At 64.0% G+C, this 20,692-nt stretch carries 20 protein-coding genes; 10 read left to right on the top strand and 10 right to left on the bottom strand.

The features are described 5' to 3' along the window. Window positions 1-27 precede the first annotated feature (27 nt). The 3 genes from BLR35_RS00570 to BLR35_RS00560 are packed head-to-tail and all read right to left on the bottom strand — an operon-like array spanning window position 28 to window position 3,071. Window positions 28-1,002 (bottom strand): NAD-dependent epimerase/dehydratase family protein, encoded by a 975-nt coding sequence (locus BLR35_RS00570; RefSeq protein WP_090375800.1) that lies wholly within the window; start codon window positions 1,000-1,002, stop codon window positions 28-30. Between the two features lie 54 nt (window positions 1,003-1,056). Then, the gene (locus BLR35_RS00565; protein WP_090375798.1) at window positions 1,057-2,754 is read right to left on the bottom strand and encodes a thiamine pyrophosphate-binding protein; all 1,698 of its coding nucleotides are present in this window, start codon (window positions 2,752-2,754) and stop codon (window positions 1,057-1,059) included. Continuing rightward, window positions 2,751-3,071 carry an EthD family reductase gene (locus BLR35_RS00560; RefSeq protein ID WP_090375796.1) on the bottom strand — a complete coding sequence of 107 codons (321 nt, stop codon included), beginning with the start codon at window positions 3,069-3,071 and terminating at the stop codon, window positions 2,751-2,753. The genes BLR35_RS00565 and BLR35_RS00560 overlap by 4 nt, the downstream gene beginning before the upstream one ends. A 118-nt stretch (window positions 3,072-3,189) precedes the next feature. On the opposite strand from BLR35_RS00560, the gene BLR35_RS00555 reads away from it, so the two are divergent. Continuing rightward, entirely contained in the window at window positions 3,190-3,657 is a 468-nt protein-coding gene (locus BLR35_RS00555) for a VOC family protein (RefSeq protein WP_090375794.1), read from the top strand. A gap of 128 nt (window positions 3,658-3,785) precedes the next feature. Further along, window positions 3,786-4,379: an HD domain-containing protein gene (locus BLR35_RS00550; RefSeq protein WP_090375793.1), complete on the top strand. Its 594-nt coding sequence runs from the start codon at window positions 3,786-3,788 to the stop codon at window positions 4,377-4,379. Between the two features lie 308 nt (window positions 4,380-4,687). On the opposite strand, the gene BLR35_RS00545 is transcribed toward BLR35_RS00550, so the two are convergent. Together BLR35_RS00545 and BLR35_RS00540 are read right to left on the bottom strand one after the other, a co-directional pair. Then, the gene (locus tag BLR35_RS00545; RefSeq protein ID WP_090375791.1) at window positions 4,688-6,103 is read right to left on the bottom strand and encodes a zinc ribbon domain-containing protein; all 1,416 of its coding nucleotides are present in this window, start codon (window positions 6,101-6,103) and stop codon (window positions 4,688-4,690) included. Beyond that, window positions 6,100-7,275, bottom strand: coding sequence for a thiolase domain-containing protein (locus tag BLR35_RS00540; RefSeq protein WP_090375789.1), 1,176 nt, complete (start codon window positions 7,273-7,275; stop codon window positions 6,100-6,102). Before BLR35_RS00540 ends, BLR35_RS00545 begins: the two co-directional genes overlap by 4 nt. Window positions 7,276-7,375: 100 nt before the next feature. On the opposite strand from BLR35_RS00540, the gene BLR35_RS00535 reads away from it, so the two are divergent. The 3 genes from BLR35_RS00535 to BLR35_RS00525 are packed head-to-tail and all read left to right on the top strand — an operon-like array spanning window position 7,376 to window position 9,570. Next, window positions 7,376-8,260, top strand: coding sequence for a 3-hydroxyacyl-CoA dehydrogenase family protein (locus tag BLR35_RS00535; protein WP_090375787.1), 885 nt, complete (start codon window positions 7,376-7,378; stop codon window positions 8,258-8,260). Next, complete coding sequence (locus tag BLR35_RS00530; protein ID WP_090379548.1) at window positions 8,253-9,092, top strand: enoyl-CoA hydratase/isomerase family protein; 840 nt, start codon at window positions 8,253-8,255, stop codon at window positions 9,090-9,092. Before BLR35_RS00535 ends, BLR35_RS00530 begins: the two co-directional genes overlap by 8 nt. A gap of 49 nt (window positions 9,093-9,141) precedes the next feature. Beyond that, window positions 9,142-9,570: a PaaI family thioesterase gene (locus BLR35_RS00525; RefSeq protein ID WP_090375786.1), complete on the top strand. Its 429-nt coding sequence runs from the start codon at window positions 9,142-9,144 to the stop codon at window positions 9,568-9,570. On the opposite strand, the gene BLR35_RS00520 is transcribed toward BLR35_RS00525, so the two are convergent. Together BLR35_RS00520 and BLR35_RS00515 are read right to left on the bottom strand one after the other, a co-directional pair. Continuing rightward, a complete protein-coding gene (locus BLR35_RS00520; RefSeq protein ID WP_090375784.1) occupies window positions 9,567-10,574 on the bottom strand; it encodes an LLM class flavin-dependent oxidoreductase in 1,008 nt (335 codons plus the stop codon). The genes BLR35_RS00525 and BLR35_RS00520 overlap by 4 nt on opposite strands. A gap of 50 nt (window positions 10,575-10,624) precedes the next feature. Next, window positions 10,625-11,899: a M24 family metallopeptidase gene (locus tag BLR35_RS00515; RefSeq protein ID WP_090375782.1), complete on the bottom strand. Its 1,275-nt coding sequence runs from the start codon at window positions 11,897-11,899 to the stop codon at window positions 10,625-10,627. Between the two features lie 117 nt (window positions 11,900-12,016). Here BLR35_RS00515 and BLR35_RS00510 point away from each other — a divergent pair, with 117 nt between their 5' ends. Further along, on the top strand, window positions 12,017-12,733 hold the full coding sequence (locus BLR35_RS00510) for an EthD domain-containing protein (RefSeq protein ID WP_090379543.1): 717 nt from the start codon (window positions 12,017-12,019) through the stop codon (window positions 12,731-12,733). A gap of 93 nt (window positions 12,734-12,826) precedes the next feature. After that, window positions 12,827-13,594: an IclR family transcriptional regulator gene (locus BLR35_RS00505; protein WP_090375779.1), complete on the top strand. Its 768-nt coding sequence runs from the start codon at window positions 12,827-12,829 to the stop codon at window positions 13,592-13,594. 743 nt (window positions 13,595-14,337) lie between these two features. On the opposite strand, the gene BLR35_RS00500 is transcribed toward BLR35_RS00505, so the two are convergent. Continuing rightward, window positions 14,338-15,213 carry an amidohydrolase family protein gene (locus tag BLR35_RS00500; RefSeq protein WP_090375776.1) on the bottom strand — a complete coding sequence of 292 codons (876 nt, stop codon included), beginning with the start codon at window positions 15,211-15,213 and terminating at the stop codon, window positions 14,338-14,340. 417 nt (window positions 15,214-15,630) lie between these two features. On the opposite strand from BLR35_RS00500, the gene BLR35_RS00495 reads away from it, so the two are divergent. Further along, the gene (locus BLR35_RS00495) at window positions 15,631-17,316 is read left to right on the top strand and encodes an aldehyde ferredoxin oxidoreductase family protein (RefSeq protein WP_090375773.1); all 1,686 of its coding nucleotides are present in this window, start codon (window positions 15,631-15,633) and stop codon (window positions 17,314-17,316) included. 19 nt (window positions 17,317-17,335) lie between these two features. On the opposite strand, the gene BLR35_RS00490 is transcribed toward BLR35_RS00495, so the two are convergent. Continuing rightward, window positions 17,336-19,351 (bottom strand): serine hydrolase domain-containing protein, encoded by a 2,016-nt coding sequence (locus tag BLR35_RS00490; RefSeq protein ID WP_170830934.1) that lies wholly within the window; start codon window positions 19,349-19,351, stop codon window positions 17,336-17,338. 180 nt (window positions 19,352-19,531) lie between these two features. Here BLR35_RS00490 and BLR35_RS00485 point away from each other — a divergent pair, with 180 nt between their 5' ends. Both BLR35_RS00485 and BLR35_RS00480 read left to right on the top strand, forming a co-directional pair. Beyond that, a complete protein-coding gene (locus BLR35_RS00485; protein ID WP_090375766.1) occupies window positions 19,532-19,876 on the top strand; it encodes an ArsR/SmtB family transcription factor in 345 nt (114 codons plus the stop codon). A 1-nt stretch (window position 19,877) separates the two neighbouring features. Beyond that, a complete protein-coding gene (locus BLR35_RS00480; protein WP_211704957.1) occupies window positions 19,878-20,210 on the top strand; it encodes a DUF7521 family protein in 333 nt (110 codons plus the stop codon). A 20-nt stretch (window positions 20,211-20,230) separates the two neighbouring features. On the opposite strand, the gene BLR35_RS00475 is transcribed toward BLR35_RS00480, so the two are convergent. Beyond that, a complete protein-coding gene (locus BLR35_RS00475; RefSeq protein WP_090375762.1) occupies window positions 20,231-20,566 on the bottom strand; it encodes a hypothetical protein in 336 nt (111 codons plus the stop codon). Between the last annotated feature and the right edge of the window lie 126 nt (window positions 20,567-20,692).

The following is a 20,692-nucleotide window of genomic DNA, read 5'->3' as shown; positions in this document are numbered from 1 at the left end:
GCAGGAGCCTGCGGCGATCGTAATCGTCTATACTGGCTCGAGCCCTTCCTCCTCCCGCAGGACGTTGATGTACTTCCGAAAGCCGGACTCGAGGTCGTACTCGGGGTCGTAGCCCAGGTCCTCCTGTGCTGCCGTCATGTCCAGGTTCTGGGTCCAGGGGAGTTCACCGTCGTCGGAGACGTCGATCTCGGCGTCGGGCATGACGGTTTCGACGGCTTCGGTGGCTTCGCGAACCGTCGCGAGGACGCCGCGGACGTTGTAGACGCGCTGCGAGAGGTCTTCTTCGGGCGTGAACGCCGCCTTCCGGAACGCCTGTGCGATATCCTCGACGTGTTGCCAGTCGATGGCCTGGTCGCCGTACTCGACGCTGTAGGGTTCGCCGAGCGCGGGTTTTTCGATGATGTTCGCCAGGAACGCCGATCCCCCCGTCTCGCGGTAGGGCCCGTAGGCGACGGTCGGCCGGAGGGCGACGTGGTCGAGTCCGTAGTCCTCGTGATAGACCTGCGCCTGGTGTTCGTTGTACTCCTTGGTCGCGCCGTAGAGCGTATCGGGGTAGACGAGTTCGTCCTCGTCGACCCACTCTGCGTCGTAGTTTGCCGGCGGCGCGTAGGCGGCCGCCGAAGACGCCCAGGCGACGCGTTCGACCTGATCGTCCAGGATTCGGGCCGCCTCGAAGACGTTGTTCGTCCCCATAATGTTCACCTCGGCCGCTGCACGCGGGTTCTCTCGAGCGGTCGTCGTCAGCAGGGCGGCGAGGTGGACGACGTGGGTCGCACCTGTCTCCCGCACCGCTCGGATCACGTCGGTCGGCTCGGAGACGTCGCCACGTCGTACCTCGACGTCGTCGGCGACGCCGAGTTTCTCGAGGATCTCGGTATCCGTCGAGAGGTCGTAGGCCACGACGTCGTGGCCGTGCTCGAGCAGATCCTGTACCACGTAAGAACCGATGAAGCCGGTTCCGCCGGTTACCAGTACGGTCGCGTCGTCTGTCGTGTTCGTCATACGCTGATAGTGTGTCGATCGGTCACGTATAGGTTGGTGTTCGTCCGCACAGTCTCACTCGTGGAGTCCGCCCACCGACTCGTAAAACGAGGAGGCGAGCCGGTCGGCCATGTCCTCTTCGCGGTCGATTCGCACGTCGAGGACGTGGGGACGGTCGGCCGCCTTTCCCTCCTCGAGGGCGTCCGCGAGCGCGTCGGGGTCGATGATCCGCCGGCCGACCGCGCCGAAGCCCTCGGCGATCTTCACGAAGTCCGTGTCGTGGAACTCGACGCCGGCGATGTCGCCGTCTTCCGTCTGCATCTGGCGGACCATCCCCAGGCTGGTGTCGTTCAGGACGACGAACGTCGGCGCGACGCCGTACTCGACGGCGGTCTCGACGCTGTTCATCGTCATCGAGAACCCGCCGTCGCCGGCGACCGAGATCACGTCCTTCCCAGTCGAAAGCGCCGCCGAGACCGCCGCTGGCTGGGCCCACCCCATCCCGCCGACCCCGCCGCTGCCGAAGTACGTTCGAACGGCGGGCGTCTGCAGGTAGTAGAGGAGCCAGAACCGGTTGTTCCCGGAATCGGCAGTGACGATCGTCTCGTCGTCTACGACTCGCTGTATTTCTTTGGCGGCCCGCTGAGGCTTGATCGGACTCGAGTCGTCCCGACACTCGGGGGTCGTGAACCACTCGCGGGCCTCGGCTGCGCGCTCGAGCGCCCAGTCGTTTTCCGCGCCGCCGGCTTCCGCGAGCGCCGCGAGGCTCTCTTTCGCGTCGCCGATCAGCCCCACGTCGGCGGGGTAGACCCAGCCGGCGTTGCGCGTGTCGACGTCGGCGTGGACGATCGTCTGCTCTTCTGGTCGAATGAAATCGGGTGCCTGCCAGTTGGTGTCCATCGGATTCAGCCGACAGCCGACGACGAGCAACGCGTCGGCCTCGCTGACGACGCGGTTTGCACCCTCGTGGCCAAACGACCCGATGACGCCCGCCGCGCGCTCGTCGGTCTCCGGGTAGGTCGACTTCCCCAGGTAGGAGGTGACGACGGCACAGTCGTAGCCCGCCGCGACCGCCTCGAGTTCGTCGTACGCCTGGGCTGCGTGAACGCCGTTGCCTGCGATCAGGACCGGGCGTTCGGCGTCCTCGAGTGTCTCGACCGCCGCCGCGACGTCTTCCGCGGTCGGCCTGGCATCCCAGGTACGCGTCTGTTCGGTGGCGTCCCAGGCCGGGGGCGTCGGGTCCGCGGGCACCTCGTCGGTGATCGCGTCGCCGTCGAGAATCACCGCAGTCGGGCCGGGCCGACCGGCGACGGCGTGTTTGAACGCGAGCTGGGTGGAGCGGAGCGTCTCGGTCGGCGTCCGCGGGAACCACCACTCCTCGGTGACACCGTCGAGAATATCCGGCAAGCTGAGGCCGCCGTAATCGCCTCGAGCCTGCTGGTAGGGAGCCAGCGTCGAGTACTCGCCGCGTTCGGAAGCCTCGGTGAGCACGACCATCGGTGAAGACGCGAGGCGTGCCTCCATCTGACCGATCGCGCCGAGACTGCCGATCCACGGTCCCTGGCCCGTGAGAACACCCGGACGGCCGGTGAGACGGCCGTACGTCTCGGCCATGACGCTGGCCTCGCGTTCGTCGCGCGGTCGGATCACGTCGACGTCGGACTCCGGGAGGTGCTCGAACAGTTCGATCACTCTCCCGCCGGGATAGCCGAAGACGTACTCGACGTCTAGCTCCTCGAGCGTCGCGACGAGTTCGGCAGCCGTCGACGTCATGTCTCGTCGACGTGGACCGTCTCCTCGACGATCATCCGGGGCCCGGCCCCGACGTCGACGAACTCGGCGGCATCCTCCTGGACCGCTTGCCCGACCTCGGAGCCGAACGCCTCGTTCAGCGCCGCCTCGTCCTCGAAGACGAGTTCGAGAACGCCGTCGTACTCGACGGCCTCGGGATCCGTCGGTACGGACGTGCTGTAGCGTTTCAGTCCAGGGAGGTCGCGAGCGATTTCGGCGTGGTCGCCCTGCCACCGCTCGACGAACTCCTCGTGGCTGTACTCGTCCCGTCGCACGAGTAGCTCTACCAGCTTGAGCATACACTCCCGTTGTCGAGGGACGCCAACTTTGTTCTACCGGTGCGGTATGATCACGCGAGCCTCGAGGAGTGAGAACAACCACCAAATACCTATGTTCTCCGAGTCACGTTTCCACCGTATGGCCGACCTGCCAGCAATGCGTGTCGACCACGTCGGCATCGCGGTCGACTCGATCGAGGACGCCGAATCGATCCTGTTCGCGCTCGGCTGCGAGAAGATCCACGAGGAACGAAGCGAGTACGCGGAATTCGCGTGGGCGACGTACGTACTCGGCGACGCCTCCCGGCTCGAGCTCATCGCCCCCGCGGACGGCTCGGAATCGTTTCTCACCGCCTTCCTCGAGGAGAACGGACCCGGCCTCCACCACGTCACGCTCGAGGTGGCGAATCTCGAGGCGGCGATCGAGGCGCTGTCCGAGCACGGCGTCTCCGTGGTCGATCACGCCGAGTTCGACCACTGGGGCGAAGCGTTTCTCTCGCCGGAGAACGCGACCGGAGTGCTGTTCCAGTTGATGGAGTACGACGACGGCTACGCCGAGAGCCGCGATGCCGGCAAACGGCTGTTCGTTCGCGGCGAGCGGCTATGATGCGCGCGGTCTCCGGGAACAGACCGCCGGCCTCACGATTTATTTACGAGAGTCCAGAAACTACGGCCGCTACCGACGTGCCGCCAGAACTGTCCGGAGCGACTGCCGATACTCGACCACCGATCACCATGTCCGAAATCGACTACGACGCGCAAGTCCGTGAAGCGTTTCCCGAACTCGAGCAGATCGACGACGACGACCTCCGAAATCGCGTCGTCGAGGCCTGGACGCTCGGTCTGCGGCGAGGGGGCTGGCAACGGATCGAGGACGTCCCCTACGCCTGGAACATCCACGAGGTCACCAACGTCGAACACGTCCGCGGCGTCACGCGGATTGCACTCGAGTCCGCGAGAGAACAGCGGGAGTTCCACGGTGCTACGCCGGACGTCGACACGATTGTCGCGGCCTGTCTCCTCCACGACGTGGGGAAGTGCTACGAGTACACCGATCACGTCGAGGACGACGTCCTCGTCGATCCCGACCCGCGGTACGCCACCGAGGAGATTCCTCACTCCATCTCCGGGTACGCCCTCGCACACGAGGTTGGCTGTCCGCTTGCCGTCCAGCGGGCGATTCCGCACTTCTTCGGCGAGATTCCGACCCGGACGCTCGAGGCCGAACTCGTCAAGAGCGCGAATTCCGCGTCCTCGAACGCCATCACCGAGGCAGCAATGGGAATCACCCTCCAGGAGTGGGTCGAGGAGTACTCACAGACCTCGTGAGCGGAACAGACGGCGGACCGTTCGAATAGTGGCAATCAGGTGCCATCAGCCGATCTATCGACGACAGTACCGATTTCGAGTCACGAACGGCGGAGACGATTCGTATCGGATCGACGAACTCGTTCGAGCTATTCGAACGACAATCGGTGCTACGTGGGCATCGTGCCTGACCGACCACAGACCTTTACAGATGTACTTCTGTAATACCATATCTGTCGTAGAGGAACAATGTACGATCGTGCTGCTCGTTCCGCCCTAGGCGTTCGAATAGTTCGAACCGGTCGATTACGGATCCGAGAACAGCGAGGTCAGTCTCGAAGTCGCATCTTGAAGCCGTACCGGGTCACGCCCTCCTGCGTGTAGATCCGACGGATCGTCGCCTCGACGCGGTCGCCCGGCGAGACGGACTCCTCACCGACGGTACGGACTTGCGCCGGCGTCGAGACTGTGCCGCCGTCGGGACCGTCGAGCGCGACGATGGCGCTGACGTACGCGCCCTCCCTGGCCTGCTGTTCGACGAACTCCGGCGGCGCACCGCCCTGGCCGATGACCGTCGCCGCCTCGACCATCCCCGTCCCGGGCAGGGAGACGTCGTCGTACTCTTCGAGCGTCCCACATCCCGTACAGGCCCCCTCGGGTGGGAAGGCGAGGTCGCCGCACTCCCGGCAGCGGCCGGCGACGAGCCGGTGGCGCTGAGGGAGGGTTCGCTTCCAACTGGGGACGCTGACGTACGCGCCGCCGCCGTCCGGTTCGCCAGGGGTGACGTCGCCCCGAATCCGCAGATACTCGCCGTAGGAGAGCGTCTCCGCGCCCCCGAATCTCGTCGAGACCGCGACGTTGGTCGCCTCGAGTGCGATCGCCGACGCGCCGCCGCCGGAGCCGTAGCCGATCAGGACGACGTCCTCGTGGCCGGCCTCGAGCGCGCTCGCGAACCCGAGGAGGGGGCTCGCCGCGCCAGTGTCGCCGAGGTCGTGGACGGTGGTTCCAGCCTGGAGCGTCTCGGCCTCGACGCCGAGCGGACCGGCCGCCCGATAGGGGAGTTTTCCGTTCGGCGACTGGAGTGCGACGGCGTCGGCCGACCCGAGGTCGTACTCGAGGTCCTCGGCCACGCCTGTGACGGTCTCGGTGAACGCCTGACGGTCGTAGCCGGTGATTCCGAGACCGGTCGTCTCGTCCGATCCGGCGGGGCGGAATCGCGTGCCGGGGAACGTCGTCGTGCGTTCGGCGCGGTCGCGAACCGAGCCTTCGCCGTCGGCGGTCAGGAGGACTGCGGCCGCGCCCGCGCCGCCGGCGTGTTCGATCTCGTCGTCCGGCGCGCCGCGCGGAGCGTCGCTGGCGACGACAAGAACGGGGCCGTCGCCGCGCTCGAGGCCAGTCGTCAGCGCGTCGACGCCGGCCCGCGTACTCGCGGTGAACGTCCGCGTCTCGGTCGTCGCCGCGAGTCCGAAGAAACTCGCGAGTCGCCCGGCGATCGCCCCCTCCTCGTTCGGCGGCGTCGTCGTGGCGACCAGCAGGTGGGCCACGTCGGTCGGCTCGAGGGCGCTCGCCGCCAGCGCCTCCGTTGCAGCCTCGGATGCCATCGTCAGCGTATCCTCGTCGCCGGCGGGAACCGCCGTCTCCGAGATCCCCGCGCCGTGGAACTGGCCCCAGGCGTCCTCGACGGCGTCGGCCGTGAGCCGGTACCGCGGAGCGTACGCGCCGACGCTCTCGATGCCGAGCGTCATCGTCCCACCTCCTCGCGCTCGAAGACGTGAACGACCGACACGCCGCCGCTTCCGCCGACGTTGTGGGTCAGGCCGTACCGTGGGTTCTCGAGTTGTCGATCGCCCGCTCGTCCGGTCAACTGGTCGAACGCCTCGACGACCTGGCCGGTTCCGGTCGCGCCGATGGGATGACCCTTCGACTTCAGCCCGCCCGAGGTGTTGACGGGGAGGTCGCCGTCCGGATCGGTTCTGCCCTCACGGAGCAGTTCGGGAGCCGATCCCGGCTCACAGAAGCCCAGATCCTCGTAGGCGACCAGTTCCGCGATCGCGAAGCAGTCGTGGACCTCGGCGAAATCAAGGTCGCCGGGGGAGACGCCCGCCCGCTCGTAGGCGGTCTCGGCGGCGACCTGCGATGCCGAGATGCCGGTGTAACTGTCCCGCTGGGCCAGGCCGACCCGGTCGCTCGCCGCGCCGACGCCAGCGATTCGTACTCGTTCGTCGGTGTACTCCCCGACGACGTTCTCGCTCGCGAGGATCGCGACCGCCGCACCGTCGGAGGTCGGACAGCAGTGGTAGAGATTGAGAGGGTCCGCGACGGTCGGCGCGCTCGTGGCGTCCTCGAGCGAACACTCGAATCCCAGATGTGCCTTGGGGTTTTTCGCGCCGTTTCCGTGATTCTTGACGGCGACTCGCGAGAGATCTTCCGTCGTCGCCTCGTACTCGTTCAAGTACGCACTCGCCATCTGGGCGTAGACGCCAGAGAAGGTCGTCCCGGTCAGTCGCTCCCACTCGGTCTCGCCGCTGACGCCGAGCCAGTACTTCGTCACGTCGTCCGAGAGGTCGGTCATCACCTCGTAGCCGCCGGCGACGACGACGTCGGCGAAGCCGCTCTTGATCGCCTGAACGCCGTTTCGGACGGCGAATCCGCCTGCAGCGCAGGCGTTCTCGACTCTCGAGCAAGGGACGTTGTGGAGACCGACGTGTTCGGTCACGGCCGGCCCCGACAGCCCTAACTGGCGGCCGCCGACGCCGAGCGTGCCGACGACGGCCTCGTCGACGTCCTCGGTGTCGATCCCGTGGTCGACGCTGTCGCATGCGGCCTCGTACGCCTCCGCGAACAGGTCCCGGTAACTCCGATCCGGGAACGCCCCGAACGGCGATTGGCCCGCACCGACGAGATAGACGTCTCGCATGCTCGTCGCGTATTGTCCGTAGCCATATATGTGTGCCGTTACCTCGCCCCATATGTCGGAAATAGTAACGTCTTTGAGGGTCGTTCCGGATGTGTCGTGTATGCAAGTCACAGTGCTTGGGGCTGGCACCATGGGCCACGGCATTGCGCAGGTGACGGCGATGGCCGACCACGACATCGTCGTCAGAGACGTCGAACCCGAGTACGTCGAGAACGGCCTCGAGTCGATCGAAGCGAACCTCGAGGGCGGGATCGAACGCGACAAACTCACCCGCGAGGAGGCCGACGCGACGCTCTCCCGGATCGATGGCACGACGGATCTCACAGAGGCACTCGAGGGAGCGGACCTGGTGATCGAGGCGGTTCCGGAGGATCTCGACCTGAAACGGGACACCCTCGAGGACGTCGAGGGAGTCGTCGACGAGGGGACGACCATCGCGACGAACACCTCGTCGCTGTCGGTCACCGAGATCGCGAGCGCGGCAGAACACGACGACCGCGTGATCGGACTCCACTTCTTCAACCCGGTCCACATCATGGAACTGGTCGAAATCGTCGTCCCCGAGCAGGCGAGCGAGGAGACGGTCGCGACGGCCCACGAGTTCGTCGAGGACATCGACAAGACGGCGGTCGAAGTGACCGACTCGCCCGGCTTCGCCTCCTCGCGGCTAGGCGTCGCCCTCGGCGTCGAGGCGATGCGGATGGTCGAGGAGGGCGTCGCCGACCCGCACGATATCGACGCTGCGATGGAACTGGGCTACAACCACCCGATGGGACCGATCGAACTCGGCGACGTGGTCGGGTTAGACGTACGACTGGATATACTCGAGTATCTCCGCGAGGAACTGGGTGAACGGTTCAGGCCGCCGCAGGTGCTCAAGCGAAAGGTTCGTGCGGGGAAACTCGGCAAGAAGACCGGCGAGGGCTTCTACGTCTGGGAGGACGGCGAGATCGTCGGCGTCAGCGGAGGTGGCGGCGATGAGTGACGATCGAGTCGACGGTGCCGAGGCCGTCGAAGAGGTCGCCGCGGACTGCGAGACCGTTCGGGTCGAGGTCGGCGACCGCGTCGCGGGCGTCGCGACGGTGACGATGCATCGTCCCGACGCGCGCAACGCCCTGAACGGGACGCTTCGAGCGGAACTGAAGGAGGTGTTCGACGCGATCGAGGACAGCGACGTCCGCGTCGTCGTGCTCACCGGGGCGGACGAGGCCAAGGCGTTCGTCGCCGGTGCCGACGTGAGTGAACTGCGCGAACGAAACGCCCTGGAACAGCGCGAGGCTTCGAAACGCCCGCGCGTGTACGAGGTGGTCGACGACCTCCGCCAGCCCGTTATCGCCCGGCTCAACGGTCACGCTCTCGGCGGCGGTTGCGAACTCGCGACCGCGTGTGACGTCCGGATCGCCCACGAACGGGCGAAGGTCGGCCAGCCCGAGATCAACCTCGGGATTATGCCCGGCGGCGGCGGTACCCAGCGCCTGCCGCGACTCGTCGGCGAAGGACAGGCGATGCGGCTGATCCTCTCGGGCGAGTTGATCGACGCCGACGAAGCTCGCGAGATCGGACTCGTCGATATCGTCTGCGAAAGCGACGACGAACTCGACGAGGAAACCTATGGCCTCGCCGAATCGATGGCCGAAAAGAGCCCCGTCGCCCTCGAGTTCGCGAAAGAGGCCGTCAAAGCCGGCTCCCGGATGGACTTAGAGAGCGGCATCGAGTACGAGGCCGAACTGTTCGCCCAGCTGTTCGCGACCGAGGACAAAAACGAGGGGATCGACGCCTTCTTCGAGGACCGCGAACCCGACTGGCAAGGCCGGTAGCGGTCTGCTACGCCTGAACTTTTATTGGTCAGCATGGAAGAGTGAGCGTATGGATATCGAGGCCTTCTTCGAGGGGATGCCCTTCGCATCCCTGCTGGGGATCGAGATCACCGAGTGTGCCGACGGCCACGCCGAAGGCCGCCTCGAGATGACCGAGGAACTCTCCTGGAACGAAGAGGAACTGATGGCTCACGGCGGCGTCACGTTCACGCTCGCGGATACGGTCGGCGGCGCGGCGCTGGTCTCGGAGGTCGACCAGCCGGTGCCGACGATCGACATGCGGATCGACTACCTGAGCGCCGGAACGGGCGACCTCTACGCCGAGGCCGACGTCGTCCGGTGTGGGGGTGACGTGGGCGTGGTCGACGTGGACGTGTACGCGGCCGACGACGGCGAGACTCCGTCGGAACCTCGTGGAGACGGCGAAGCCGTCGATACCCTGATCGCCGACGCGCGCGGCGTCTACAAGACGGGCTAGGATAGCTCCGGGGCGACCTCGTCGCCGAGCCGGTGGACACACTCGACCATTGCCTCGGTCCCGACGCCGGGGTGGTAGGTCCGGAAGATGAAGTGGACGTCGTCGCCGAGCACGCCGCGATAGGTCTCGAGTTCCTCGACCACCTGCTCGGGCGTGCCGAAGATCGCCTGCTCTTTCAGTTCGCGCTTGCGCTCGGGCTCGAGTTCGGCGACCGGTTCGCCGGAGAAGATTTCGGCGTACCGGCGCTGGATGTAGAGGTAGCCGTCCTTCATCGTCTCCCAGGCTTCCTCACGGGAGTCGCCGACCCAGCCGTGCTGGAGGACGTAGATCGTAAAGTCACCGTCGACGTCTTCCTCGTCGCGAACCCGACGGATGTCCTCGACGCGCTTGCGGATGCCTTCGACAGATAGCGAGGAGGGAGCACACCATCCCTCTGCGGTGCGGGCCGCTCGGCGTACTGCGGGTTTCGCCGCGCCGCCGAGCATGATCGGGACGTAGCCGTCGGCCGGCTTGGGCGTGATGGAGACGTCGGTCGGCACGTCGTGGAAGTCGGAGTCGTACTCGAGGTCGCCGTCGCTCCAGGCACCCCGGAGAAACGGAATCAGGTCGGCGAGGCGCTCGGCCCGTTCGTCGCGTGGCACGCCGAAGACGTCGAACTCGCGGGGGTTCGAGCCGATGGCGAGACCGAGCGTGAGCCGGCCGTCCGCGAGCGCGTCGACGGTTGCGGCGTCCTCTGCGAGTCTAATTGGATCGTACAGCGGTCCGAGTGCCACACAGCTGCCGATCTCTATGTCGCCGGTCACGGCGGCCATCGCGCCGAGCGTCGGCATCGTCCCCGAGAGGTACTCGTCCTCGGCGAAGTGGTGTTCGGAGACCCACGCGCTGTCCAGTCCCGCGGCCTCGATCTCGCGGGTGAGCGCGAGAATTTCGTCGTAGCGGTCTGCCGTCCCGCGGTCGTCGTCCGGGCGCTGCTGGGCGGTAAAGAGGCCAGTCCCGAGCTGCATAGTCGTCGTTCGTCCTCCGCGACCAAATAGTTCGGGTCAGTAACTGGTGGTCAGTAATCGATCACCGTGATCTCTTCGACGGGCCACTGGCTCAGAATCTCGACGCCGTTCTCGCGAACGACGACCATCTCCTCGACCCGGACGCCCTGCCGTCCAGCGGGTTCCTGAGTCTCGACGGCCATCGTCATCCCCTCCTCGATCTCGATCGGATGGTCGGGTGAGAGTCCGCGCCAGATCAGCGGCACCTCGTACAACTGGAGGCCGAGCCCGTGGGCCCAGTGGTTAGTCGTCATCTGCCAGTGTTCATCGGCATCGTAGTAGTCAGCGTGTTCGCCCGCCATGTCCGGGAACCCCTGTGCGATCTCGTCGGTCGTCGCACCGGGCTCGATCCGTTCGAGGACGTCGTAGAGGTTGTCTCGAGCGGTTTCGTACGCCTCTTTCTGTTCCTGGGTCGGCTCGCCCATCGAGAACGTGCGATAGTAACAGGAGCGATAGCCGAGGTAACCGATATTGTAGAAGTCGGCGTAGACGAGGTCGCCCGGCCGGATGGCGCGATCGGTGGTGTTGGCCTGGTGTTTCGGCCACGTGTTCGGCCCCGAGGTGAGGTAGCCGCCGCCGACGAACGCACCGTGACGCCACAGTTCCTGGACCGCTTCGCCCCAGACCTCGTTCTCGCGCATCCCCGGCTTCGCGGCGTCTGTGATCCGCTGGAAACCGGCCTCGCAGATGGCGGCGACCTGACGGAGACACTCGATCTCGTCTTCGGTCTTGACCTTGCGAGCATCTTCCATGACCGCGGTACAGGTCTCGACGTCCGTCTCGAGGTCCTGCCCTTCGAGCGCCTCGAGCAATCCGCGGTTGCCGACGTCGACGCCGAGTCGCTCGTCGGCGACGCCGTACTCGTTCATCGCCTCGGCGACGCCCTCGGCCATCGTCTCGAGCAGAAACCGACGCGCGGAGTCCCGACCGGACGCTCGTGGGACGTTGCCGAGGCCGGGACAGGCGTACCGAATATCGTGGAGCCAGGGGCAGTTGAACCGCTGGTTGCTCGCGTGGTCGGCAGTGTCCCAGTGGACGACATCGCCCTCCTCGGTCAACAGCGTATAGTGATCCGCGCCGCTGCCGCCGGTCATCGCCAGCCCGGTCACGTACCGGATGTTCGGGTCCGATAGCAGGAGCATCGCACCCAGATCCGTCTCCTGCAGGCGCTCGAGTGCCCGCTCTTTGCGCTCCCGGCGGAGGCGCTGGGTGTCGATCCGCTGTTCCCAGTCGACGGCCTGGGTGCCACGGGTGCCCTCCATGAACTCTCGATCGTAGAACGTCATGCGTACTCGTACCAATCAAACCGACGACCATAAATTCTGGTCCACCTCACAGGGCAACGAAACCGAGTGGCGTCTGCACCCGGACGTTTATTGGACTGTGTGGGATATTCAAGCATGATGTACAAGCACGTCGCCTTACTCGTCCGTCAGGACGGCATGTCCCACGAGGAGTTCGTCGACTACTGGCAGGAGAACCACACCCCGATTGCGAAGGAGATCGAGGGCGTGGTCCGATACCAGCAGGTCCTCCCCACAGAGCCGGACCACGCCGAGTTCGACGGGCTGGCGGAACTGTACTTCGAAGACCTCGAAGACCTCCACGCGGCGCTCGGCAGCCCCGGATCGCGGGATTACGACCCGACGAAGGAAGTCGCGGCGAAGGCCCGCGAGGACGTCGACAACTTCCTCGCCGTCGAGGAACGTCCCCGCTTCATCGGCGAGGAGATCGTCCAGAAAGACGAGGTCGACGGTGATACCGACGATCTGTACAAACACTCGGCGTTTCTCGTCCGCCAGGAGGGGATGACCCACGAGGAGTTCGTCGACTACTGGCAGGAGAACCACACTCCGATCGCCCGCGAGATAGAGGGCGTCGTGAAGTACAACACGATCCTCCCGACCGACCCCGAGAACGCGGAGTTCGACGGCGTCGCCGAACTGTACTTCGAGGACCTCGAGAAACTGTACGACGCACTCGGCAGCGAGGGCTCGCGAGATTACGATCCCGAGAAAGGGAAGGCAAAGGAGGCCCGCGAGGACGTCGACAACTTCCTCGCGATCGACGAGCGGCCGCGGTTTATCGGCCAGGAACGACTCGTCAAGGACGACCGCTGACTCGAGACAGTCCGAAGAGCGATCGAAGCGAACGCAGGAATCGTTCGAATAGTGGGAACAGGTTTTTGCGAGAGGGCAGAGTGTTGTCAACACATGGCAATCGACTCGAGTCATCGACCGGTCGAAACCGTCGAAACCGCGTTCGACGTCGTCGATACGCTCAAACGCGAGGGGAACGCAGGCGTGTCCGAACTCGCCGACGAACTCGGACTCGCGAAGAGTACGGTACACAGACACGTCAAGACGCTCGAGTCTCGAGGACTGCTCGTCCAGGAGGACGGTGGCTACCGAATCAGTACCTGGTTTCTCGACTACGGGGTGTACGCCCGGAACCGGCATCCGCTGTTCGACGTCGCGAAGCCGAAGGTCGACGAGCTCGCAGACGAGACCGACGAGAAGGTCTGGTGCGTCGTCGAGGAACACGGCATGGGCGTCCACATCTACGGTGCAGAGGGCCGCCACTCGGTGAAGACCCACGCCCGGATCGGCAAACGGACACCTCTCCACCAGTTTGCGGCCGGAAAAGCGATCATGGCGCATCTCCCCGACGAGCGCGTCGAGACGATCCTCGAACGACACGGACTCCCCGGCCAGACCGCCGAGACGATCACCGACCGGGCGGCACTGTTCGATCGACTCGAGTCGATTCGCGACCGCGGCTACGCGTTCAACCGGGAGGAGTCGGTCGTCGGCGTGCACGCCGTGGGAGCGCCGATCACGGACGAAGACGGGGCCTCGATCGGTGCGCTCAGTATCGCCGGCCCCGCCAACCGTCTTCGCGGCGACTTGATGGCCGACGAACTCCCGGACCTCCTACTCGGTGCGACAAACGAGATCGAGATCAATCTCGCACACCGCTGACTACGTCCACGACTTTCTCCTGCGACCCGTCTGCTGACCGACGAGGTGTTCAACTGGATGATCGCTGAGACGCGAATACCTATCCGAGGGGAGTCCAAGCGGAACGAGTATTCGGTAATTCACATTCCAGAAGCAAACACATACACCGCATACAGTATTGTAATCAATATAATAAGAAATAGTACGCACACGATGCGGAATAAGCCAATAATGATCGTTTTGTCCGCAGGAATCAATTCAGACGCCCCGTAAAAAGCAAAAATGCCTCCAGAGCATAATAAAATAATGGGGCCTGGCCCCCCAGAAGCTATGCCATCGGTCGAAGCGATAGTGGCGAGACCTACTATCACACCCACTGTGAAGACGCCGATCGCTCTTTTTATCGACCAGTACTGGGCCACAAACGTTCTCGTTACGATTATCCCCATAGTAAAAATACAGTTCAGTAGAGAATCATATAGAATGTTCGATTAATATCAGAAGTTACCTTTCACGGTCAGGCGACCAGCTCTCAGAGTAGCGCCACAACGTTTTGTCGGTTGGAGGGTCGGAATCGTCAGGGTAGAATCCGACATCGAGGGGTGCAAGCGGATCGATCCACGGTCACGTCTGCCCGCACGCTACGCGATCGCTTACCAATCAGCGTCGAGAAAGATAGCTCGAGTACGATCTGTTCGAAGTCGTGGCGTCCAGGACCGAACACCGAACGGTACCTCGAAGACTTGTTCTGGCGCTCTCGGCCTCTACGTGGCTATCTCGAGAAATTCCTCGGCGTTCTCCCAGAGGATTTTCCGCTGTACGTCCTCGTCGAACTCGAGTTCGGCGAACTGCTCGAGCCACGGTTTCGGCTCGAGCATTGGGTAGTCGGTGCCGAACATAACCTTGTCCGTGAGCAGCGTCTTCGCGTAGTGGAGTACCTGATCGTCGATGTACCGGGGCATCCAGCCCGAGAGGTCCATGTAGACGTTGCCCTTCTGCTGGCAGATGGCGAGCTGTTCTTTCTCCCAGGGATACGCTGGGTGGGCGATGAGGATCTGCAGGTCGGGATGGTTCGCCGCCACGTCGTCGATCAGCATGGGGTTGCCGTACTTGATCTTCAGGCCGCGACCGCCCGGCGAACACGCACCGAGCGTCGAGTTACCGCCGTGGAAGACGACGGGCGCGCCCAGATCCTCGATCGTCTCCCACAGTTCCTCGTGTTCGGGATCGGAGGGGTCGAACCCCTGGGCGATCTGCTGGAACTTGAACCCCGAGAGGTCCAGATCCTCGACGCAGCGGATCGCCTCCTCGACGCAGTCGTCCTTGAGGGGATCGACGGAACCGAACCCGACGAAGAAGTCGTCGTACTCGTCGCGAACCTCGGCGACGTAGTCGTTGGGGACCGGTGGATTTCCAGTGTTCGTCTCGGCGTCCCACCCGAGCAAAACCGCGCGGCCGACGCCGGCGTCGCGATACTCCTCGAGCATGTTGTCGTACGTGTCGGTTTCGAGGTCCGTTCCGAACCTGTCGGCGGCATCTCGCATCATCTGGCCGCCAGCGTCGTGGAGAAATTCGCTGGTCGGCTGGTGAGCGTGCATGTCGATTGCGCGTGGCTCCTCGAGCACTGCAGGCGAACCCATAGGCTCGGTTACGGCGTGCCGGCATATGTATGTTCACCACACTCACAGTTCGATAGAGAGAACGAAGCGGTTCCCTCCGCTGGCCTAAACTATAACTTATTCTACTATTGTACATTCATCTATTACTTCCTAAGTATAGCTCGAATCCGGAATTGAAAGTCGTATTCCCGAATCCACCCTCTCAGAGACAGAGAGTGTGGTATACATCGAGAGGGCAGTGGACTATCTACACGACCTATATAGAGTTATAATCAGTTCTATCTTGCTACAGGCGATAACTTGTTCGTTCTCGGCCCGACCGATTCGTAAGTCTACATGTGCGAATACATAGTAGAATGTAATTATGATAGTTCGAGCTGTCACCGTTGCCTCCACAACCGTTATCGTTTTGCGACCGGGCGTGTCACACTCCCCCATATGAAACACGTACGCGGACCGCTGTGTACGATCGACCTCGACGACCGAACCGTCGACACGGAGTCGATCGACGACGTCCTCGAGTCGACTATCGGTGGCCGTGCGCTCGGGACGACACTCGCCCACGATCGGATCCCGTTCGACGCCGATCCGCTCGGCTCCGAGAACCGCCTCTTTCTCGCGACGGGGCCGCTCCAGCACTCCACGATGAGCTTTACGGGCCGGATGTCCGCGACGGGGCTCTCGCCGCTGACCGACGGCCTGCTCTCCTCGAACGCTGGCGGCTTCCTCTCGCGAAACTTCACCGCGACGGGGTACAGCGCCGTCGAGGTCACCGGCGCGAGCGACGAACTCGTGATCGTCCACGTCACCGACGACGGCGTCGAATACGAGGCAGTCCCAGAACTCGAGGAGGCGACCGTCTCAGAAACGTGCGAGTACATCGAATCGGAGCACGGCCTGGAGTCCGAACACACGGTCGTCGTCGGACCCGCAGGCGAGAACGAGGTCCGCTTTGCCTCGATCATGACCTCGAAGGAACGGGCGTTCGGTCGCGGCGGTCTCGGCGCAGTCCTGGGATCGAAGAACGTGAAGGCGATCACGTTCGACGGCGACTCGACCCGCGAGGTCGAGATTCCGCCGCTCCAGTCCGAAGTCCACGGCGAGGCAGCCCAAGCCGACCACATCATGAAACGCCAGGGGACGACCTCCGTCGCCGAGTACGCCAACACGGTCGAAGCCCTGCCGACGCGGTACTTCTCGGAACTCTCCTACGAGCACATCGACGACATCAGCGGCGACCGCGTCGAAGAGAAGAAGTACAAGAAAGGGACCTGCTCGGCCTGTGCGTTTGCCTGCAAACTCCCGACGAAGGACGAGGAGACCGACCTCGAGACCGAAGGTCCCGAGTACGAGACGCTGATGGCGTTCGGTTCGAACTCGGGCGTCGACGACATCGTCGACGTGATGAAGTCCAACAAACTCTGCGACGAGTTCGGACTCGACACTATCTCGGCCGGCGACGTCGTCGCGGCCTACCTCGCCAGCGAGGACGAGTTCGGCAACGCCGAGTTGATCCACGACCTCGTCGAGAAAATCGCCCACCGCGAGGGGATTGGCGACCAGCTCGCGGAGGGAGTCGACCGCATCCACGACGACCTCGGCGTCGAGAACTGGACGGTCAAAGGAATGGAGTTCTCCGCCCACGACGGCCGCACGCTCAACGGGCAGGGACTCGGTTTCGCCACCGCAAACCGCGGCGCAGACCACATGTACGGCGAGTTCTATCCCTACGAGTACCCGCTGGTCGACGCCGACGACGCCTTCGACAAGAAAGGACTCGAGGGCAAACCGCCGAAACTCGTCGAACTCGAGAACCTCAACGCCGTCAAGGACAGCGCCGTGCTCTGCAAGTTCTCGCGGGACTTCGTGAGTCCGGAGCGACTCGAGACGCTGCTGGACGCCGAGTACGAGGAATTGCTCGAGGTCGGCGGCGAGGTTGTCGCGCTCGAGCGCCACTTCAACAACCAGCGTGGCTTCGACCGCGAGGACGATCAGGTTCCCTACGAGATTCCGGGCTTCGAAGCGGGTCTCGACGAGTACTACGACGAACGCGGCTGGAACGAGGACGGTACCGTTCCGGCCGATCAAATCGGAGGATCAGGCGCGACACCGGCCGACGACTGAGGTCCGTCGTTTCCGTCGTTCACACGCCGAAGAACCCGAACTCGAGTAACACCCAGCAGAACGCGAGTCCGAGCACTGCGAGTAGCGTCTGGTGGATTCGTGCTCGCCGGGACCAGTAGCCACGCTGCCACGCGACGACGGTCCCGACGACGGTCGCGGCGGTCACCACGCCCACGAGCGGTGGCAGCGAGAGCGCGACGCGGAACGGCACCGGCATCGTTACGAAGGCGAACTCCTCGTCGAGCGCGAATCCCCACAGGAACCCCGCGACGAACGCGAGCGAGAGGACAGGGAGCGCGATGCCAGCGGCGCGGGCGAGCCACGACGGTCGTCGGAGGCGGTTCTCGAGCGTGTCGCGGAACGAACCGGAGGCTGTCCGCCCGGATCGGGACGGGGCGGTTTCCGTCCGCCAGCCGCGCACGCGTCGCCAGCCGGCGAGTCCGATCCAGCCGACGAGTGACAGTGCGAAGCCGACGAGTGCGATGCCGGCGAGACCACCGACGACGATCGTTCGCTCGTGAGTCGGAACCGGTTCGTAGGTCAGCATCGGCATACTGTTTCGATGCAGGGCCTCGACCTCGCCGTCCTCGACCTCGAAGACGAGGACGTCGTGGCCGTCGACCTCGTGGTAAACGTACGGCTCGACTTCGACCCACTCCCGTTCGTCCATGCCGAGCGTATCGCTCTCGAGGGTTCCGTCGCTAGCTGCGTCGACCGAGAGGCGAACCATCGGATCGACGACCTGCTCGGGACCGGACGAGGGGACCATCGACGCCCGGTACTCGCCCGCGAGCGTCTCGGCTCGATCGCTCGCACCATCGGCTAACTCCCCGTCCTCGGGCGTCTCCGGTTCGGGCTGGAGGCCGTACTCCCCCAGGATAGCGTCGACGACCACGTTCGGGGGCGCAACCTGATTCCGGACGTTGTAACTCACGAAGATACCCACGTCATCCTCGGGTGCCAAGACGAGTTTGGTCGTTTCGTGCATCGTCCCACCGGAGTGGGCGACGAGATCAGTATCGGCGGCACCGTACTCGTAGAAGCCGTACCGCCAGTCGTTGACCGCCTCGTGACGTTCGTGGTGGGTATCGTGCATCGTCTCGACCGTCTCCAACTCGAGGATGCGAGCGTCGTCGACGGCACCGTCCTCGAGGTGCGCGCTCGTGAACGTCGCCATATCGGTCGCCGTCGCGCTCATCGAGCCGGCGGGCCGCCAGTTGATGTACGTGCGATCCGCCGGTTCACCGGTCGGTTCGTGTGGGGCCGCGAGTTCGCCGGGGTGGTCCTCGGGAACCGGCTGAGCGAACGTACTGTGGTCCATCTCGAGCGGTTCGAAGACCTCCGACTGGACGTACTCCTCGAACGTCGTCTCGTAGGCTTCTGCGACGACGTGACCGGCGAGTACCGTGCCGTAGTTGGAGTAGGCGACGGTTTCGCCCGGCGGTTCGATCCGGTCGGGTTCGTTCTCGGCCAGCGCAGTCTCGAGCGACGTCACCTCCTCGCCATCCTCGACGATCCCTGGAACGAGCGCCGGATCGAAACCAGTGGTGTGAGTCCCGAGGTGACGAAGGGTCACGGGTTCGTCGTACGCTTCTGGAACCTCGACCTCGGAATTCTCGAGGTAAGTGTTGACGTCTTCGTCGAGATCGAGTTTCCCGTCTTCGACGCCCTGCATCACGGCGGTCCAGGTCACGAGTTTGCTCACCGAACCGACCATAAACGCCGTCTCGTTTGCCTCTACGGGAGTGCCAGTCGCTGCATCTGCATCGCCGTATCCTTTCGCGAGGACGGTCTCCTCACCCTCGACGACGGAGACCGTCACGCCTGGGACGTCGTGTTCCTCGCGCTGTTCGGCCACGACGTCGTCGACGAACGCCTCGAGTTCGTCGGGATCGTCGAACACCGGTTCCCCGTCGACCTCCTGACTGGGTGCGGCGGCATCGATCGATCCACTGGCAGTGGCCGTCACTGGACCGGCGACACCTGCAACGAGCAACGAAATGGTGATTGCCAGAACGATCGTCGCTCGGATCACTCGAGATCGTCCTCGAACGATGGTACCGTGTCGGCTATCGGAACTGCGGACTGCCGCGAATAGTGAATCACGCATCTCGAGTGAACCAACGAAACCCACTTCAATAGCGCCCCGAGCACCGCTTCACGGCCTGAAGTCGCCGTCACGACTTTATGGATATGCCACCTGCAAACAGCTATCGTGAGTGAGGAGCGTCCACTCGAGGACCTCGCAGCCCTGCTGGAGGACGAAACGGCCCGTCGCATCCTCACCGAGATCTATCGAGAACCCATGTCAGCAAACGCGCTCAGCGAGCGGTGTGACGTCTCCAGGCCGACGGTGTACCGTCGACTCGAGGATATGCGCCGCTGTGATCTGCTGGTCGAACGGACCAGGCCCGACCCAAAGAAGGGACACCACCACACGGTGTACGCGACGAACCTGGAGCGGATCGTCGTCGACCTCGACGACGACGGCCTCGAATTCAGCATCGACCGCAGCGAACGCATGGCAGACCGATTCACCCGTCTCGTGGAGGAGATGTAACGTGTACGAAGTACCACTTCAGGTAGCCGAGGCAGCGGACCCAGATCAGTTCGAGGCCGCGATGCTCGCGATCAACGTCCTGAAGGCGTTCATCGGGCTCGGCATCGCCTACATCGCCTACCAGGGCTACCGGCGCAACGAGAGTCGGCCGATGCTGTATCTCGCCGTCGGGTTCGTCTTGGTACTCGGCGTCCCGTTCTTCCTCTTCGTCGGCGGCTTCTCGGTGTTCTTCCTCGTGGGACTGCCGTCGCTCGCCGAACCCGGCGTCGTCGTCGCCTCCGAACTGAGCCAGGTGATCGGGCTGGTCGTCATCGTCTACGCACTCAGAATGTAGTCCACGAACGAATCGAATTGTTACCGGTTCTCCTCACCCTCTTCGATCTCGTCCTCGAGGTCCTCCGGCTCGAGCTGATCGTCACCCCGCGATCGAATCGGCGTGTCGTCCGCTCGCGAGGGATGAATGTTGAAGTTGTTCCCCCTGTACGGGTCGGTTTCCGGATCGTAGGACAGTTCGCTACGTTCGAACAGGTAGATAAAGAAGCCAAACAGCGGGATACAGAACGTAATCGCTGCCCACTTCAGCGGCGGCTCGAGTCCGACACGGCCGGCATCGTAGTAGGTGATCAACGTGAGAGCGACGTGCCAGACGACCGGAATCCCGACGATTACCGCGAGCAGGATTCTGTTCATACGGTATCTTGGACTCGAGGATACTAAACGCCCAGCAAAAACGGGTCGGTCCAGCCGACGTACCCTGTTCCTACGTTGTCAGGTGTCGGCTACTCGGAGGTCGATTCAGGGGCGATTTCAGTAGAA

This window comes from Natronobacterium texcoconense (genome assembly GCF_900104065.1).
In the GTDB taxonomy this organism is placed as follows: Archaea; Halobacteriota; Halobacteria; order Halobacteriales; family Natrialbaceae; genus Natronobacterium; species Natronobacterium texcoconense.
This window is presented reverse-complemented; position numbering and strand designations above follow the sequence as displayed.

What these genes read in the sequence shown, in the direction of transcription:
- BLR35_RS00570 (WP_090375800.1), bottom strand. Translation starts at nt 1,002, where the DNA reads ATGACGAACACGACAGACGACGCGACCGTACTGGTAACCGGCGGAACC.
- BLR35_RS00565 (WP_090375798.1), bottom strand. Translation starts at nt 2,754, where the DNA reads ATGACGTCGACGGCTGCCGAACTCGTCGCGACGCTCGAGGAGCTAGAC.
- BLR35_RS00560 (WP_090375796.1), bottom strand. Translation starts at nt 3,071, where the DNA reads ATGCTCAAGCTGGTAGAGCTACTCGTGCGACGGGACGAGTACAGCCAC.
- BLR35_RS00555 (WP_090375794.1), top strand. Translation starts at nt 3,190, where the DNA reads ATGGCCGACCTGCCAGCAATGCGTGTCGACCACGTCGGCATCGCGGTC.
- BLR35_RS00550 (WP_090375793.1), top strand. Translation starts at nt 3,786, where the DNA reads ATGTCCGAAATCGACTACGACGCGCAAGTCCGTGAAGCGTTTCCCGAA.
- BLR35_RS00545 (WP_090375791.1), bottom strand. Translation starts at nt 6,103, where the DNA reads ATGACGCTCGGCATCGAGAGCGTCGGCGCGTACGCTCCGCGGTACCGG.
- BLR35_RS00540 (WP_090375789.1), bottom strand. Translation starts at nt 7,275, where the DNA reads ATGCGAGACGTCTATCTCGTCGGTGCGGGCCAATCGCCGTTCGGGGCG.
- BLR35_RS00535 (WP_090375787.1), top strand. Translation starts at nt 7,376, where the DNA reads ATGCAAGTCACAGTGCTTGGGGCTGGCACCATGGGCCACGGCATTGCG.
- BLR35_RS00530 (WP_090379548.1), top strand. Translation starts at nt 8,253, where the DNA reads ATGAGTGACGATCGAGTCGACGGTGCCGAGGCCGTCGAAGAGGTCGCC.
- BLR35_RS00525 (WP_090375786.1), top strand. Translation starts at nt 9,142, where the DNA reads ATGGATATCGAGGCCTTCTTCGAGGGGATGCCCTTCGCATCCCTGCTG.
- BLR35_RS00520 (WP_090375784.1), bottom strand. Translation starts at nt 10,574, where the DNA reads ATGCAGCTCGGGACTGGCCTCTTTACCGCCCAGCAGCGCCCGGACGAC.
- BLR35_RS00515 (WP_090375782.1), bottom strand. Translation starts at nt 11,899, where the DNA reads ATGACGTTCTACGATCGAGAGTTCATGGAGGGCACCCGTGGCACCCAG.
- BLR35_RS00510 (WP_090379543.1), top strand. Translation starts at nt 12,017, where the DNA reads ATGTACAAGCACGTCGCCTTACTCGTCCGTCAGGACGGCATGTCCCAC.
- BLR35_RS00505 (WP_090375779.1), top strand. Translation starts at nt 12,827, where the DNA reads ATGGCAATCGACTCGAGTCATCGACCGGTCGAAACCGTCGAAACCGCG.
- BLR35_RS00500 (WP_090375776.1), bottom strand. Translation starts at nt 15,213, where the DNA reads ATGGGTTCGCCTGCAGTGCTCGAGGAGCCACGCGCAATCGACATGCAC.
- BLR35_RS00495 (WP_090375773.1), top strand. Translation starts at nt 15,631, where the DNA reads ATGAAACACGTACGCGGACCGCTGTGTACGATCGACCTCGACGACCGA.
- BLR35_RS00475 (WP_090375762.1), bottom strand. Translation starts at nt 20,566, where the DNA reads ATGAACAGAATCCTGCTCGCGGTAATCGTCGGGATTCCGGTCGTCTGG.